This window comes from Streptomyces sp. NPDC041968 (genome assembly GCF_055589025.1).
Genome location: NZ_JBVJCB010000001.1, coordinates 305,567 through 320,278 on the forward strand (window position 1 = coordinate 305,567; position 14,712 = coordinate 320,278).

The 14,712-nt window shown below is 70.8% G+C and carries 12 protein-coding genes; 6 read left to right on the forward strand and 6 right to left on the reverse strand.

The window, feature by feature from the left end; all coding sequences use genetic code 11:
• The first annotated feature begins 138 nt into the window (after nt 1-138).
• Nucleotides 139-306 carry a hypothetical protein gene (locus ACZ6EG_RS01425; protein WP_356608090.1) on the forward strand — a complete coding sequence of 56 codons (168 nt, stop codon included), beginning with the start codon at nt 139-141 and terminating at the stop codon, nt 304-306.
• A 101-nt stretch (nt 307-407) separates the two neighbouring features.
• Here the strand turns inward: ACZ6EG_RS01425 and dnaE are convergent, their stop codons facing one another.
• Nucleotides 408-3,947, reverse strand: coding sequence for a DNA polymerase III subunit alpha (dnaE, locus tag ACZ6EG_RS01430; RefSeq protein ID WP_391967638.1), 3,540 nt, complete (start codon nt 3,945-3,947; stop codon nt 408-410).
• Nucleotides 3,948-4,203: 256 nt separating this feature from the next.
• Here dnaE and ACZ6EG_RS01435 point away from each other — a divergent pair, with 256 nt between their 5' ends.
• The 4 genes from ACZ6EG_RS01435 to ACZ6EG_RS01450 all read left to right on the forward strand — a co-directional run bounded on the left by ACZ6EG_RS01435 (nt 4,204) and on the right by ACZ6EG_RS01450 (nt 8,995).
• The gene (locus ACZ6EG_RS01435) at nt 4,204-5,541 is read left to right on the forward strand and encodes a DUF2252 domain-containing protein (protein ID WP_356608094.1); all 1,338 of its coding nucleotides are present in this window, start codon (nt 4,204-4,206) and stop codon (nt 5,539-5,541) included.
• 69 nt (nt 5,542-5,610) lie between these two features.
• Nucleotides 5,611-6,318, forward strand: coding sequence for a hypothetical protein (locus ACZ6EG_RS01440; RefSeq protein ID WP_356608174.1), 708 nt, complete (start codon nt 5,611-5,613; stop codon nt 6,316-6,318).
• A 109-nt stretch (nt 6,319-6,427) separates the two neighbouring features.
• Nucleotides 6,428-7,228, forward strand: a complete 801-nt coding sequence (locus ACZ6EG_RS01445) for a DsbA family protein (protein ID WP_391967639.1) — start codon at nt 6,428-6,430, stop codon at nt 7,226-7,228.
• A gap of 78 nt (nt 7,229-7,306) precedes the next feature.
• Nucleotides 7,307-8,995, forward strand: coding sequence for an alkaline phosphatase D family protein (locus tag ACZ6EG_RS01450; protein ID WP_469600634.1), 1,689 nt, complete (start codon nt 7,307-7,309; stop codon nt 8,993-8,995).
• Here ACZ6EG_RS01450 and ACZ6EG_RS01455 read toward each other — a convergent pair.
• Nucleotides 8,980-9,609, reverse strand: a complete 630-nt coding sequence (locus ACZ6EG_RS01455; protein ID WP_469600637.1) for a dienelactone hydrolase family protein — start codon at nt 9,607-9,609, stop codon at nt 8,980-8,982. The genes ACZ6EG_RS01450 and ACZ6EG_RS01455 overlap by 16 nt on opposite strands.
• A 76-nt stretch (nt 9,610-9,685) precedes the next feature.
• Here ACZ6EG_RS01455 and ACZ6EG_RS01460 point away from each other — a divergent pair, with 76 nt between their 5' ends.
• Nucleotides 9,686-10,810, forward strand: coding sequence for a mechanosensitive ion channel family protein (locus ACZ6EG_RS01460; RefSeq protein ID WP_391967641.1), 1,125 nt, complete (start codon nt 9,686-9,688; stop codon nt 10,808-10,810).
• An 18-nt stretch (nt 10,811-10,828) separates the two neighbouring features.
• Here the strand turns inward: ACZ6EG_RS01460 and ACZ6EG_RS01465 are convergent, their stop codons facing one another.
• From ACZ6EG_RS01465 to lspA, 4 genes are all read right to left on the reverse strand, one after another.
• Nucleotides 10,829-12,415, reverse strand: a complete 1,587-nt coding sequence (locus ACZ6EG_RS01465) for a Na+/H+ antiporter (RefSeq protein ID WP_391967642.1) — start codon at nt 12,413-12,415, stop codon at nt 10,829-10,831.
• Between the two features lie 89 nt (nt 12,416-12,504).
• Entirely contained in the window at nt 12,505-13,008 is a 504-nt protein-coding gene (locus tag ACZ6EG_RS01470; protein WP_469600640.1) for a GNAT family N-acetyltransferase, read from the reverse strand.
• The gene (locus ACZ6EG_RS01475; RefSeq protein WP_391967644.1) at nt 13,005-13,949 is read right to left on the reverse strand and encodes an RluA family pseudouridine synthase; all 945 of its coding nucleotides are present in this window, start codon (nt 13,947-13,949) and stop codon (nt 13,005-13,007) included. The genes ACZ6EG_RS01470 and ACZ6EG_RS01475 overlap by 4 nt, the downstream gene beginning before the upstream one ends.
• A gap of 118 nt (nt 13,950-14,067) precedes the next feature.
• Nucleotides 14,068-14,661, reverse strand: coding sequence for a signal peptidase II (gene lspA / locus ACZ6EG_RS01480; RefSeq protein ID WP_391967645.1), 594 nt, complete (start codon nt 14,659-14,661; stop codon nt 14,068-14,070).
• Between the last annotated feature and the right edge of the window lie 51 nt (nt 14,662-14,712).

The following is a 14,712-nucleotide window of genomic DNA, read 5'->3' on the forward strand; positions in this document are numbered from 1 at the left end:
TTCGGCGTGGCGTTTCGGCACCCCGCGCGCCGACGAACCGCGTCACACACGGTAATTGCCCGATATGCGTTCTTTGTTGGCGTGTGTGAATCTGAAGTCGGCCCTGGCCCCTAGATCCCCCTCAGGAGGTAGATCACCATGGCCAAGAACAAGAACAACCGTGATCGTAAGCAGCCCCAGGCCGACCGTGCCCCGCAGCGCGCCGAGGCGGCGGTGCTGGACCGCGAGGAGCAGCACACCCCGCAGCTGATGACGCCCGGCGACGCGGGCGCCCGCAAGCGGCAGAAGCGCTTCGGCCACAACTGACATCCGCGGGACGGGCCGTTGCGGCCCCCGCGGAGACGAGGGGCGCACCCGGTCTCGGGTGCGCCCCTCGCTCGTCGCGCGCTCTCGGCCCGCGGGCCCGCTCAGCCCGCCAGGCAGGACGGCCCGAGCAGCACCTTCAAGTCGCCGAAGAGCGCCGGGTCGGGCTTCACCCGGTGCCGGTCCAGGCGCAGCACCGTCGTCTTCGTCGGCCCCTGGAGCTTGATCCGGACCTCGCTGTCACCCCGGTGGTGGGTGAGGATCTCGCCGAGGCGGCTGACCATCGGCGGGGTGACGCGGGTGGCCGGGATGGTGAGGACCACGGGCGCGTTGGTGCCCGCGTTGGACAGGTCGGGGATCATCAGCTCCATCGCGACCAGCCGCGGCACGTCCTCCCGCTTGTCCAACCGCCCCTTGACGAACACCACGGCGTCCTCCACGAGTTGGGTGGAGACGAGCTGGTACGTCGCGGGGAAGAACATGCACTCGATGGAGCCCGCCAGGTCCTCGACGGTCGCGATGGCCCAGGCGTTGCCCTGCTTGGTCATCTTGCGCTGGAGGCCCGAGATGATGCCGCCGATGGTGACGACCGCGCCGTCACCGAAGTCACCGCCGGTGAGCTGGGAGATACCGGCGTCGGCCTTGTCGGAGAGCACGTGCTCCAGGCCGAAGAGCGGGTGGTCGGAGACGTAGAGGCCGAGCATCTCCCGCTCCTGGGCGAGCAGGTAGGTCTTGTCCCACTCGTCCTCGCCGAAGACGACGTCGAGTCCGAAGCCGGGTTCGTCGGTCTGCTCCTCGCCCATGCCGCCGAAGAGGTCGAACTGCCCCTCGGCCTCCTTGCGCTTGACCGCGACCACGTTGTCGATCATCGGCTCGTACTGCGCGGTGAGGCCCTTGCGGGTGTGCCCCATCTCGTCGAAGGCGCCGGCCTTGATCAGGGACTCCGTCGTCCGCTTGTTGCAGACGACGGCCTCGACCTTGTCCAGGTAGTCGGGGAAGGAGCTGTACTTACCCTTGGCCTTGCGGCACCTGATGATCGACTCGACGACGTTGGTGCCGACGTTGCGGACGGCGGAGAGGCCGAAGAGGATCACGTCGTCGCCCTGCGCGGCGAAGTTCGACATGGACTCGTTGACGTTGGGCGGCAGGACCTTGATGCCCATGCGCCGGCACTCGTTGAGGTAGACGGCCGACTTGTCCTTGTCGTCCTTGACCGAGGTGAGCAGGGCGGCCATGTACTCGGCCGGGTAGTTGGCCTTCAGGTACCCGGTCCAGTACGAGACCAGCCCGTACGCGGCCGAGTGCGCCTTGTTGAAGGCGTAGCCGGCGAACGGGACCAGCACGTCCCACAGGGCCTGGATCGCCTCGTCGCTGTAGCCGTTCTTCCGGGCGCCGGCCTGGAAGAGGACGAAGTTCTTCGCCAGCTCGTCGGGCTTCTTCTTGCCCATCACACGGCGCAGGATGTCGGCCTCGCCGAGCGAGTAGCCCGCGATGATCTGGGCGGCCTTCTGGACCTGCTCCTGGTAGACGATGAGGCCGTAGGTGACCGCCAGAACCTCCTGGAGGGGCTCCTCCAGCTCCTTGTGGATCGGCGTGATCTCCTGGAGGCCGTTCTTGCGCAGCGCGTAGTTGGTGTGCGAGTCCATGCCCATGGGGCCGGGACGGTAGAGCGCGGAGACGGCGGAGATGTCCTCGAAGTTGTCGGGCTTCATCAGCCGCAGCAGCGAGCGCATCGGGCCGCCGTCGAACTGGAAGACGCCGAGCGTGTCACCGCGCTGGAGCAGCTCGAAGGTTTTGGGGTCGTCCAGGGGCAGCGACAGCAGGTCGAGGTCGATCCCCTTGTTGGACTTCACCATCTTGACGGCGTCGTCCATGATCGTGAGGTTGCGCAGGCCGAGGAAGTCCATCTTCAGCAGGCCGAGCGACTCGCACTGCGGGTAGTCCCACTGCGTGATGGTCACGCCGTCCGTGTGCCGTACCCAGATCGGGGCGTGGTCGACGATCGGCTCGCTGGACATGATCACACCGGCCGCGTGCACGCCCATCTGCCGGACCAGGCCCTCGACGCCCTTGGCGGTGTCGATGACCTTCTTGACGTCCGGCTCGTTCTCGTACATCGCGCGGATCTCGCCGGCCTCGCTGTACCGCGGGTGCGTCGGGTCCGTGATGCCGTTGAGGTCGATGCCCTTGCCGAGGACGTCGGCGGGCATCGCCTTGGTGAGGCGGTCGCCCATCGCGTACGGGTAGCCCAGCACGCGCGCGGAGTCCTTGATGGCGTTCTTCGCCTTGATCTTGCCGTACGTGCCGATCATGGCGACCTTGTCGGCGCCGTACTTCTCCGTCACGTACCTGATCACCTCGACGCGCCGACGCTCGTCGAAGTCGATGTCGACGTCGGGCATGGAGACGCGCTCGGGGTTGAGGAACCGCTCGAAGATCAGGCCGTGCGGGATCGGGTCGAGGTCGGTGATGCCCATCGCGTAGGCCACGATCGAACCGGCCGCCGAGCCTCGGCCCGGGCCCACCGCGATGCCCTGGTTCTTGGCCCACATGATGAAGTCGGCGACCACGAGGAAGTAGCCCGGGAACCCCATCTGGATGATGACGTCCATCTCGTACTCGGCCTGCTTCTGGCGGTCCTCGGGGACCTGGCCCGAGAAGCGGCGCTCCATGCCGCGGCGGACCTCCTCCTGGAACCAGGTGACCTCGGTGTAGCCGTCGGGGATGTCGAACTTCGGCATGAGGTCGCGCTTCTCGAACATGCCGGTGGTGTCGATCATCTCGGCGATCAGGCGCGTGTTGGCGCAGCCCTCCTGCCAGGCGTCGGAGGAGTCGATGGCGTACATCTCGTCCGTCGACTTCAGGTAGTAGCCGGTGCCGTCGAACCGGAAGCGGTCCGGGTCGGAGAGGTTCTTGCCGGTCTGGATGCACAGGAGCGCGTCGTGGGCGGTCGCCTCGTGCGCGTACGTGTAGTGCGAGTCGTTGGTGACAAGGGGCGGGATGCCTAGCTTGCGGCCGATCTCCAGCAGGCCGTCGCGGACCCGGTGCTCGATCTCGATGCCGTGGTCCATCAGCTCCAGGAAGTAGCGGTCCTTGCCGAAGATGTCCTGGTAGTCGGCGGCCGCCTTGAGGGCCTCGTCGAAGTGGCCGAGGCGCAGCCGGGTCTGCACCTCGCCCGAGGGGCAGCCGGTGGAGGCGACGATGCCCTCGGACCACTGGGAGATGGTCTCCTTGTCCATCCGGGGCCACTTCTGGAGCCAGCCCTCGGCGTACGCGTCGGAGGAGAGTTTGAAGAGGTTGTGCAGGCCCGTCCGGTTCGTGGCCCACATCGTCTTGTGGGTGTAGCCGCCGGAACCGGAGACGTCGTCCCGCTTCTGGTGCGGCTGGCCCCACTGGATCTTGCGCTTGTTGCGGCGCGACTCGGGGGCGACGTACGCCTCGATGCCGATGATCGGGGTGACTCCGGCCTTCTTCGCGGAGTGGAAGAAGTCGTACGCCCCGTGCAGGTTGCCGTGGTCGGACATGGCGATGTGCGACATGCCCATCTCGTTGCAGGCGTCGAACATGTCCTTCAGCCGCGCGGCACCGTCCAGCAGCGAGTACTGGGTGTGGACGTGCAGGTGCGTGAACGGCGGCTTGGACACGTTCGGCCTCCTGTGGGAAACGAGGGGTGACGGGCCGGCGGCGGGCTGCGGTCGGTCCGGGGGGTCAGCGTCGAAGTCTATGCCTCGCCACTGACACTCCGAGGCGTTCCCCGCGTACCTTCGGGGGCGGGCCCGCGTGTCGGGGCGGGCCCCGGGCGCGGGCACTCCCGCACCCCTCGGAACGTTGGTCCGGGGTGGAGGATCCGCTCCGCCCGTCACGCACCATCCGCACCATCCGCACCAGGAGGCACCAGGCATGTCGGTTCCGCAGCTCAACGAGGAGCGCGGCGAGGAGATCCTCGCCGTCTTCGACACCGCCTTCGGTCAACTGCTGGCCGCGGACCCCGCGGCGTTCCGCGTGAAGTTCCGGAAGATGGCGGCCTCGGCCTTCGCGTTCTACCGCGGCACCGCGAGTCTCTTTTACCACGATTTGACCGTCGACCAGGAGTTCGGGTCGGCGGGCGGCGGCCCGTACCTGGACGAGCGGACCTCCCGGGTGTGGATCCACGGCGATCTGCACGCGGAGAACTTCGGCACGTACATGGACTCCACCGGCCGGCTGATCTTCAACGTCAACGACTTCGACGAGGCCTATGTCGGCCCCTTCACCTGGGACCTCAAGCGCTTCGCCGCATCCGTCGCGCTGATCGGGTACGCGAAGGCTCTCAGCGACGAGCAGATCACCGAGCTGGTGCGGGTCTACGCGGGCGCGTACCGCGAGCGGATCCACGCCCTGGCGACCGGCGCCAAGAGCGACGAGGTGCCGCCGTTCACGCTGGACACCGCCGACGGGCCGCTGCTGGGCGCGCTGCGCGTCGCGCGCTCCCTGACCCGGTTCGGGCTGCTGGAGTCGATGACCGAGATCCGTGACTTCGAGCGCCGCTTCGCCCCGGGCGGCGGCGCAGTCGAGCTGGACGCGGCCACGCGCTACAAGGTGCTCGCGGCCTTCGACGGCTACCTGGAGACGCTGCCCGAGTCGTCCCTGACCCGTCCCGACTCCTACCGGGTGAAGGACGTCGTGGGCCGCCGGGGCATCGGCATCGGATCGGCCGGTCTGCCCTCGTACAACATCCTCCTGGAGGGCAACAGCGACGCCCTGGAGAACGACGTCGTGATCTACATCAAGCAGGCCCAGACCCCGGCGGCCGCCCGGCACATCACCGACCAGGCGATCCGGGACTACTTCCGGCACGAGGGCCACCGCACGGTGATCTCCCAGCGCGCCCTCCAGGCGCACGCCGACCCGTGGCTGGGCTGGACCGAGCTGGACGGTGCGGGCCAGTTGGTCGCCGAGGTCTCGCCGTACGCCGTGGACCTGGACTGGGGCGACATCGACGACCCGGAGGAGATCGGCGAGGTCGTCGCCGACCTGGGCCGGGCCACGGCCGCCATGCACGCGGCGGCGGACGACCAGTCCGGCGAGTCCCTGGTGCCGTTCTCCACCGAGCGGGCCATCGACGCGGCGATCGCGGCCGACGAGGAGGGCTTCGCCCCGCTGCTGGTCGACTTCGCCCACCGGTACGGCGCACGCGCGCGTGCCGACCACCAGACCTTCGTCGACCTCTTCCGCAACGGCCGGATTCCGGGTCTGTAACCGTCGGCTCTCGCACAGGAACCCTTTAGGAGCCCCTTACCGGGGCCCGTGACAGACTCTTCTCTCGCCATGGACATCTCCGGAACCCCCCTCAGAGCCGTGCGCGCGGCGCTCTTCACGGCACTCGCCGTGACGCTCAGCACCGCGTCGCACGTGCTGCTGTCCGGGGTTCCGCTGCCGCTGCCCGCGGTGGCCGCGGTCGCCGCCGTCGTGTTCCTGATCGCGTACGCCCTGGCCGGGCGGCGCGAGCGCGGCTTCGGGCGGATCGCCGCCCTGCTGATCCCGCTGGAGCTGGCCGCCGACACGCTCTTCACCACCGGCCAGCACGTCTGCTACGGCCGGGCGGGCGGCCCGGTCGCGGGCCCGCTGCGCTCCGTCGGATTCGACGTGCTGTGCGGCGACGGGACCGGCGTGCACGCGGGCGTGACCGCTCCGCTGAGCCGGGTGACGGGTGCCGAGTCCGACCGGCTGGCGACCGTACTGGCCGATGCCGGGCCCGCGAGCGCCTGGCTGCTGCTCGGCGCGCACGTCGGCGTCGGCCTGCTGGCGGCCGCCTGGCTGCGGCGCGGCGAGCGGGCCCTGGCCCAGCTGCTGAGCGCGGTGGCGGCGACCACCTTCCGGCCGCTGCTGCTGGCCGTGGCGGCCGTGAGCGTGCGCCGGACCCCCGCGGCACGCCGCGCGACCCCCTTGGTCCGCCGCACCGTCGACGCCCGCGAGCGGATCCTCACGCACTCCCTGGGACGGCGCGGACCGCCCTGCCCGGTCGCCCTCGTGTGACACGACCCGAGCGCGCGGCGGGCGCACCACGCGCCGCCGGGCACCGCCAGTCCCCCATCAGCACCCCGCACACCCACCCGGTGTGCGCGTCCCCGGAGAGATCATCACCATGAGCAAGCGGAACAGTCAGTCGGCGAAGTCGGCGGCCCGCGAGCGCCTGCGCCAGGAGCGCGAGCGCCAGGCCAAGCGCGACAAGGTCAAGCGGCAGGTCATCGTGGCCTGCTCCATCGTCGGCGTGCTGGCGATAGCCGGCGGCATCAGCTACGCCGTCGTGCAGAGCAACAAGCCCTCGGGCTGGGAGAAGGCCGCCGAGGCCAAGGTGGTGGCCCCGGCCAACACCTCCGGCAAGAACGGCACCACGGTCACCCTCGGCGAGGCCAAGGGCGACAACGTCGTCCACCTCTACGAGGACCCGCGCTGCCCGGGCTGCGCCTCCTTCGAGCAGTCCATCGGCGAGACCGTCAACAAGGGCATGGAGGACGGCACCTACAAGCTCTCCTTCACGATCGGCACCTTCCTCGACGGGAACCTCGGCGGCGAGGGCTCGAAGAACGCGCTGAGCGCGCTCGGCGCCGCGCTGAACGTCAGCCCGGACGCGTTCATCGACTACAAGACCGCGCTGTACTCGTCCGAGTACCACCCGGAGGAGTCCACCGACGAGTTCGCCAAGGACGACTACCTGATCAAGGTGGCGGACTCGGTCGACGCCCTGAAGGGCAACAAGAAGTTCCAGGACGCCGTGGAGAAGGGCACCTACGACGCCTGGGCGATGAGGATGAGTGACTCCTTCCAGAAGGCCGAGGGCGTCGAGTCCACCCCGACGGTCAAGATCAACGACAAGGTGATCGAGACGCCGAGCACCGACGCCGAGTGGCAGAAGGCGCTCAAGGACGCGGGCGTCACCAAGTAGCGAAGAACGGCGAACGGGCGGGCGAACTTTGACGAGTTCGCCCGCCCGTTCGCTTACCGATCAGTAATCTGATCGTCCGTGACCAGTCGACACAGATCATCCGAGAGCAGCACCTTCCCGTCGTCCGCCGAACGCGCGGACCCCCGCACCCCGAGCCGCCGCACGGTCGTCAAGGCCGCGGCGGCCGGCGCCGTCCTGGCCGCCCCGCTCGCCGCCGCGCTGCCCGCCGGTGCCGCCGGTGCCGCCCCCGCCTTCCTGCACGGCGTCGCCTCCGGTGACCCGCTGCCCGACGGTGTGCTGCTGTGGACCCGGGTGACCCCGACCCCCGAGTCCATACCGGGGTCGGGCCTCGGCCCGGACACGGAGGTGAGCTGGTCCGTCGCCCTCGACAAGGCGTTCACGAACATCGTCGCGAAGGGGTCCGTCACCGCGACGGCCGCCTCCGACCACACCGTCAAGGCCGACGTCAGGGGCCTCGCCCCCGCCACGGACTACTGGTTCCGGTTCTCCGCTGGGCCCACCGAATCCCCCGCCGCCCGCACCCGCACCGCCCCCGCGGCCGACGCCGCCGTCCCGGGCCTGCGCTTCGGCGTGGTGTCCTGCGCCAACTGGGAGGCCGGCCTCTTCTCGTCGTACCGTCACCTCGCGGCCCGCGGCGACCTGGACGCCTGGCTGCACCTGGGCGACTACCTCTACGAGTACGGCACCGGCGAGTACGGCACCCGCGACGCCGTCGTACGGCCGCACGCGCCCGCCCACGAGATCCTGACGCTCGCCGACTACCGCGTCCGGCACGGCCTTTACAAGACCGACCCCGACCTCCAGGCGCTGCACGCCGTCGCGCCGGTCGTGGCGATCTGGGACGACCACGAGATCGCCAACGACACCTGGTCGGGCGGCGCCGAGAACCACACCGAGGGCGCCGAGGGGGCCTGGGCGGCGCGCCAGGCCGCCGCCAAGCGGGCCTACTTCGAGTGGATGCCGGTGCGCCCCGCGATCGCCGGGACCACCTACCGCAGGCTGCGGTTCGGCAAGCTCGCCGACCTCTCCCTGCTGGACCTGCGCTCCTTCCGCTCGCAGCAGGTGGGGCTCGGCAACGGGGAGGTCGACGACCCGGACCGCACCCTCACCGGGCGCGCCCAGCTGGACTGGCTCAAGGCCGGGCTCAGCTCCTCCGACACCACCTGGCGGCTGGTCGGCAACTCGGTGATGATCTCGCCGTTCGCCGTCGGCTCGATCCCCGCCGAGCTGCTGAAGCCGCTCGCGGAGCTGCTCGGCCTGCCGAAGGAGGGGCTCGCCCTCAACACGGACCAGTGGGACGGGTACACGGACGACCGCCGCGAACTGCTGGCGCACCTGCGCGCGAACGCCGTCCGCAACACCGTGTTCCTGACCGGCGACATCCACATGGCGTGGGCCAACGACGTGCCGCACAACGCCGCCACGTACCCGCTCTCCGCCTCGGCCGCCACGGAGTTCGTCGTCACGTCGGTGACCTCCGACAACCTCGACGACATCGTGAAGGTGCCCGAGGGCACGGTCTCGGCGGTCGCGGCCCCGGTCATCCGGGCCGCGAACCGGCACGTCCACTGGGTCGACACCGACCGGCACGGCTACGGCGTGCTGGACGTCACCGCGGAGCGGACGCAGATGGACTACTACGTCGTCTCCGACCGCACCGACCCGGACGCCACGTCGGCCTGGGCCCGTTCGTACCGCACGCGCAGCGGCACGCAGCGGGTCGAGCGCGTCTACGCGCCCGTCTGAGACGCGTCCGCCTCCTGGAGGGAGTCGAGGAAGCCGAGCGCCACCCGCCAGGTGGCCTCGGCCGCCTCCTCGTCATAGTCCGGCAGCCCCGGGTCGGTGTAGAGGTGGCCGGCCCCCGTGTATCTGTGCACCTCCACGTCGGCGCCGATCCGGCCCATCTGCAGGTACCAGGCGCTGAGCCAGTCGTCCGTCTCGAAGGCGTCCGGCTCGGCGACGTGCAGCTGGACCGGCAGGTCGTCGACCGCCGCGTTGGGCGCGATGTCCGACGTGCCGTGCAGGAGGAGCAGCCCGCGCGCCCGGTGGTCGCCGAGGGCGAGGGTCTGGGCGATGGAAGCGCCGAGCGAGAAGCCCGCGTAGACCAGCCCCCGCTCGGAGTAGGGCGCGGCGGCGAGCACGGCCCGCTTCAGCAGCTCCTCCCTGCCGATCCCCTCCTGGTGGGCCATGCCCTCCTCGACCGTGTCGAAGGTCCGGCCCTCGAAGAGGTCCGGGGTCCACACCTGGTGCCCGGCGTCGCGCAGCCGGTCGGCGGCCTGCCCGACCGCGGGCCGCGGACCGAGGGTCGAGTGAAAGAGCACGATGTTCATGAGGCCATGGTGCCAGCCGGGGGTGACCACGCGGTGACCGGCGATCCCCCGGCCGGGACGCAAGTCACAGGTTCACGGCGCACCGGGTGCGGTTAGGTTCGAGGGCATGGAGACCATACTCCGCCCGCTGATCGTGGTCGGCGGTTCCGTCCTGTTGACGCTGGTCATCGGATGGGCCACCGACCTGTTGCTGCGCAAGGCCGACGGACGGCACCCCGAGACCCCGCTGTGGGGTCTGCTGCGCCGCGCCCGCATCCCCTACCAGGTCATGCTCTGCGCGGCCCTGCTGAGAGGGTCCTACGTCGAGGCGCAGGTGTTCCCCGACCACCGGTCGGCCGTCGGCCGGCTGCTGACCCTGCTGCTGATCGGCTCCGTGGCCTGGCTGGTGATCCGGATCGCCGCGGCCGTCGTCGAGGCGTCCTACTCCCGCTACGCCCACACCCACGCCGAACGGGCCCCGGCCCGGGTGCGCCGGGTGCGCACCCAGGTGTCGCTGATCATGCGGGTGGTCTCGGCGGTCGTCGGCGTGGTCGCCGTGTCGTCGATGCTGCTGACGTTCCCCGCGATGCGGGCGGCGGGCGCCTCGCTGCTGGCCTCCGCCGGTGTCCTCGGCATCGTGGCCGGCATCGCCGCGCAGTCCACCCTGAGCAACATGTTCGCCGGGTTCCAGATCGCCTTCGGCGACATGGTGCGCATGGGCGACACGGTCGTGGTGGACGGCGAGTGGGGCACCGTCGAGGAGATCACCCTCACGTTCCTGACCGTACGCACCTGGGACGAGCGCCGGATCACCATGCCGGTGTCGTACTTCACGTCCAAGCCGTTCGAGAACTGGTCGCGCGGCACCCCTCAGATGACCGGGACCGTGTTCTGGCACCTCGACCACACGGCGCCGCTGGAGGCGATGCGCGAACGGCTGCGCGACCTCCTGCGCGAGTGCCCGGCCTGGGACGGTCGTGACTACAACCTCACCGTCACGGACACCACCGCGAACACCATGCAGGTGCGGGCCCTGGTGACGGCGAAGGACGCGGACGACATCTGGACGGTGCGGGTCACGGTCCGCGAGGGGATGATCCGCTGGCTCGCCGACGAGCATCCCTACGCCCTGCCCCGGGTCAACACCGCGGACGCGTCCCTGCGCCCGTCCCTCGACGGTCTCCGCCGTCCGAGGCGTTCCGCCGACGGAGTTCAGCGGCGCTTCCCGGACCAGCCCACGAAGAGCCTGTGACAGCGGGGACGGGCGGCCTCACCTGAGGCTGCGCACGTCCAGGTGGCGCAGGACCCGGTCGACGATCTCCGGGTCCGCGCCGGCCTCGCTGCGCGCCGCCAGCACCTCGTGGCGGGCGGCGCTCAGCATCTCCCCCTGGATGCGGCGCACGCGCTTGATCCGCCTGGCCCGCTGCTCCTGTGCCTCCCGCCGCTCCTCGTCGCCGAGGTCCGGGCTGATGCGCACCCCGATGTCGTAGGCGCGCCGCAGCATCTGCTCGGACAGCTCGTCCGGCAGTTCCTCGACCGACTCGATCTCCTTCAGCCGCTGCTTCGCCGCCCTGGCCGCGCGCACGGCCAGCTCCTTCTCGTACGCCTGCTCGCGTTCGGTGTCCGCCCGTACGCCGAGTCTGCCCACCAGCCAGGGCAGCGTCAGGCCCTGGAGCAGCAGCGTGACCATGATCACGCCGAAGGCGACGAACACGATCTCGTCCCGTTTCGGGAAGGCCGCCCCGTCGTCCGTCGTCAGCGGGATCGCCAGTGCCAGCGCGACGGAGGCGACGCCCCGCATCCCCGCCCACCACATGACGACGGTCTCGCGCCAGCTCGTCGGGATGTCCTCGTCGTGACCCCGCCGGGCGTGCAGCCGCTGGGTCAGCCAGGTGGCCGGCAGCAGCCACAGCAGCCGGACCACGATGACCACGGCGCTGATCGCCCCCGCCCAGCCGAGCAGCTCCGTCCACCGGCCGGAGGCGGTGCGGATCGCGTTGTGCAGCTCCAGGCCGATCAGCCCGAAGGCCACACCGGTGACGAGCGTGTCGACGACGTCCCAGACGGTGTGCCCGGCGAGCCGGCTCATCACGTCGTCGGCGTCGGAGGCGTACTCGGCGAGGAACATCGCGGTGGTGAGCACCGCGAGCACCCCGGAGCCGTGCAGTTCGTCGGCCAGGACGTAACTCACGAACGGCACCAGCAGGGTCAGCCCGATCTGCAGCGTAGGGTCGCCGAGCACCGTCAGGAGCTTGTTGGAGCCCCAGCCCAGCGCCAGCCCCACGGCGACCGCGACGACCGCGGAGAGCACCAGGTCGAACCCCGCCTCCCAGGGCGAGAACGTGCCGCTGACCGCGGCGGCGATGGCCACGTGGTACAGCACGATGGCGGTGACGTCGTTGAAGAGTCCCTCGCCCTCCAGGATGGACACCAGACGGCGTGGCAACCCGAGCTGCCCGGCGACGGCGGTGGCCGCGACCGGGTCGGGCGGTGCCACCAGCGCGCCCAGCGCGAAGGCCGCGGCGATCGGCAGCCCCGGCACGATCGCGTGGGCCACCGCGGCCACGCACGCCGTGGTGACGAAGACCAGCGCGACCGCCAGCAGGAAGATCGGACGCCTGTTGGCCGCGAACTGGCGCCAGGAGGTGCGCCGTACCGCCGCGTACAGCAGCGGGGGCAGCAGCGCGGGCAGGATCAGTTCGGGCGGGATGTCGACGTTGGGCACGAAGTCCAGCAGGGCCAGCACGATCCCGAGGAGGGTCATCAGCACCGGCGCCGGAAGCCGCAGCCGGTCCCCGAGCGGAACGCTCAGCAGGGCCCCGAGCAGCAGGACGAACAACAGGGCCAACTGGTCCACGCTCAGCGCTCCGGTGGGGTCTCGGCGTCACACGGCGGACCGCAAGCCTGTCACGCCACCGGGCCCACCGGCCCGTTCGGCGCCCGCGCCTACAGGGCGCGCCGCATCGCGCGGTGGGGTATCCCGGCGTCGGGGAACTCCGGTCCGTAGGCCTTGTACCCCAGCCGCTCGTAGAAACCCAGGGCGTGGGTCTGCGCGTGCAGGTCGACCGCGTGGAGCCCGCGCGCGCGGGCCGCCTCCTCGACGGCCCGTACGAGCGCGGCCCCGACGCCCAGCCCGCGGGCCTCCCGGGTCACGGCGAGGCGCCCGAGGGAGCCGACGGCCGGGTCGCCGTCGCCGTTCTTCGCCGCGGCGGCCGCTCCGTGCAGCAGCCGGCCGGTGCCCAGCGGCACGCCGTCCTCACGGACCGCGAGGACGTGCACGGCGTCGGCGTCGTAGGCGTCGTACTCGATGTCCTCGGGGACCTTCTGCTCGGCGACGAAGACGTCCTTGCGCACCGCGAAGCACGCGTCCCGGTCACCGGGGTCGTCGGCGACCCGCACCTCGTACGCCGGCACCACGGGCGACGGCGCCCCGGGCGGCACGGCGCTCATCCGTACGTCTCCTCGCGGACCAGGTCCAGGGCCTGCTGGAGGTCCTCGGGGTAGTCACTGGCGAACTCGGCCCACTGGCCGTCGCCGGGGTGCTCGAAGCCGAGCCGCACGGCGTGCAGCCACTGCCGGGTGAGGCGCAGCCGCTTGGCGAGCGTCGGGTCGGCGCCGTAGGTGAGGTCGCCGACGCAAGGGTGCCGGTGGGCGGCCATGTGGACGCGGATCTGGTGGGTGCGGCCGGTCTCCAGCTTCACGTCGAGGAGGGAGGCGGCGCGGAAGGCCTCGATGAGGTCGTAGTGCGTGACGGAGGGCTTGCCCTCGGCGGTGACGGCCCACTTGTAGTCGTGCTGGGGGTGACGGCCGATGGGGGCGTCGATGGTGCCGCTGGTCGGGTCGGGGTGGCCCTGCACGAGCGTGTGGTAGCGCTTGTCGACCGTGCGCTCCTTGAACTGGCGCTTGAGCGAGGTGTAGGCGCGCTCCGACTTGGCCACCGCCATCAGGCCGGACGTGCCCACGTCGAGGCGGTGCACGATCCCCTGCCGCTCGGCGGCACCGGACGTGGAGATGCGGTACCCGGCGGCGGCCAGTCCGCCGATGACCGTGGGCCCGGTCCAGCCGGGCGAGGGGTGGGCCGCGACGCCGACCGGCTTGACGATGACGACGACGTCCTCGTCGTCGTGCACGATCTCCATGCCCTCGACGGGCTCGGCGACCACCTGCACCGGCGCGGGCGCCTGCGGCATCTCGACCTCGAGCCAGGCGCCGCCGTGGACGCGCTCGGACTTGCCGACCACCGATCCGTCGACCTGCACCTTGCCCGCCGCGGCGAGCTCCGCGGCCTTGGTACGGGAGAAGCCGAACATGCGGGAGATGGCGGCGTCGACGCGCTCGCCCTCCAGACCGTCGGGCACGGGCAGGGTACGGATCTCGGGAATCGTGCTCACCCCGTCGAGTATGCCGGACGGGTCGGACACTCCCGCACGCCCACCCGGCGGCGGGCGTCCCGTCCCGGGCGCCCGGCAGGGGCCCCGTGGGGCCCGTCAGACCGTCTGGACGGCCCCGTCAGTCCTTGTGGACGGTCCCGTCCGGGTCCAGTCCCCGGAAGGAGAGGATCACGATCAGGATGCCGCCGCAGACGATCGCCGAGTCGGCGAGGTTGAACACGGCGAAGTGCTTCGGCGCGATGAAGTCCACGACCGCGCCCTCGAAGACGCCCGGCGCCCGGAAGATCCGGTCGGTGAGGTTGCCGAGGGCGCCGCCGAGCAGCATGCCGAGCGCGACGGCCCACGGCAGGCTGTAGAGCTTGCGCGCCAGGCGGGCGATCACGACGATCACGGCCGCCGCGATCACCGTGAAGATCACGGTGAAGGCCTCGCCGAAGCCGAAGGCCGCGCCCGCGTTGCGGATCGCCACGAAGCGCAGCCAGTCCCCGACGATCTCGATGGGCTCCTGGTGCTCCAGCTTGGCGACCACGATCATCTTGCTGGTCAGGTCGAGTGCGTACGCCAACGCGGCGACCGCGAAGAGCACGGCGATCCGCCGCCTGCCCCGGGGACGCTCCGGGGACCGCTCCTGCTCGGCGTCGGCCGGCTCCTGGCCGTCCCCCGCCGCGTCCGGGATGTCCGGCGTACCGATGATGCGCTCCGCCTCTGCCACGTGAGTCCCTCAGCCTAGGTACCTGACTTTGGACGAGGGTACGGCACGCCT

What these genes read in the sequence shown, in the direction of transcription:
- ACZ6EG_RS01460 (WP_391967641.1), top strand. Translation starts at nt 9,686, where the DNA reads ATGGAGACCATACTCCGCCCGCTGATCGTGGTCGGCGGTTCCGTCCTG.
- ACZ6EG_RS01470 (WP_469600640.1), bottom strand. Translation starts at nt 13,008, where the DNA reads ATGAGCGCCGTGCCGCCCGGGGCGCCGTCGCCCGTGGTGCCGGCGTAC.
- ACZ6EG_RS01445 (WP_391967639.1), top strand. Translation starts at nt 6,428, where the DNA reads ATGAGCAAGCGGAACAGTCAGTCGGCGAAGTCGGCGGCCCGCGAGCGC.
- ACZ6EG_RS01435 (WP_356608094.1), top strand. Translation starts at nt 4,204, where the DNA reads ATGTCGGTTCCGCAGCTCAACGAGGAGCGCGGCGAGGAGATCCTCGCC.
- ACZ6EG_RS01425 (WP_356608090.1), top strand. Translation starts at nt 139, where the DNA reads ATGGCCAAGAACAAGAACAACCGTGATCGTAAGCAGCCCCAGGCCGAC.
- ACZ6EG_RS01440 (WP_356608174.1), top strand. Translation starts at nt 5,611, where the DNA reads ATGGACATCTCCGGAACCCCCCTCAGAGCCGTGCGCGCGGCGCTCTTC.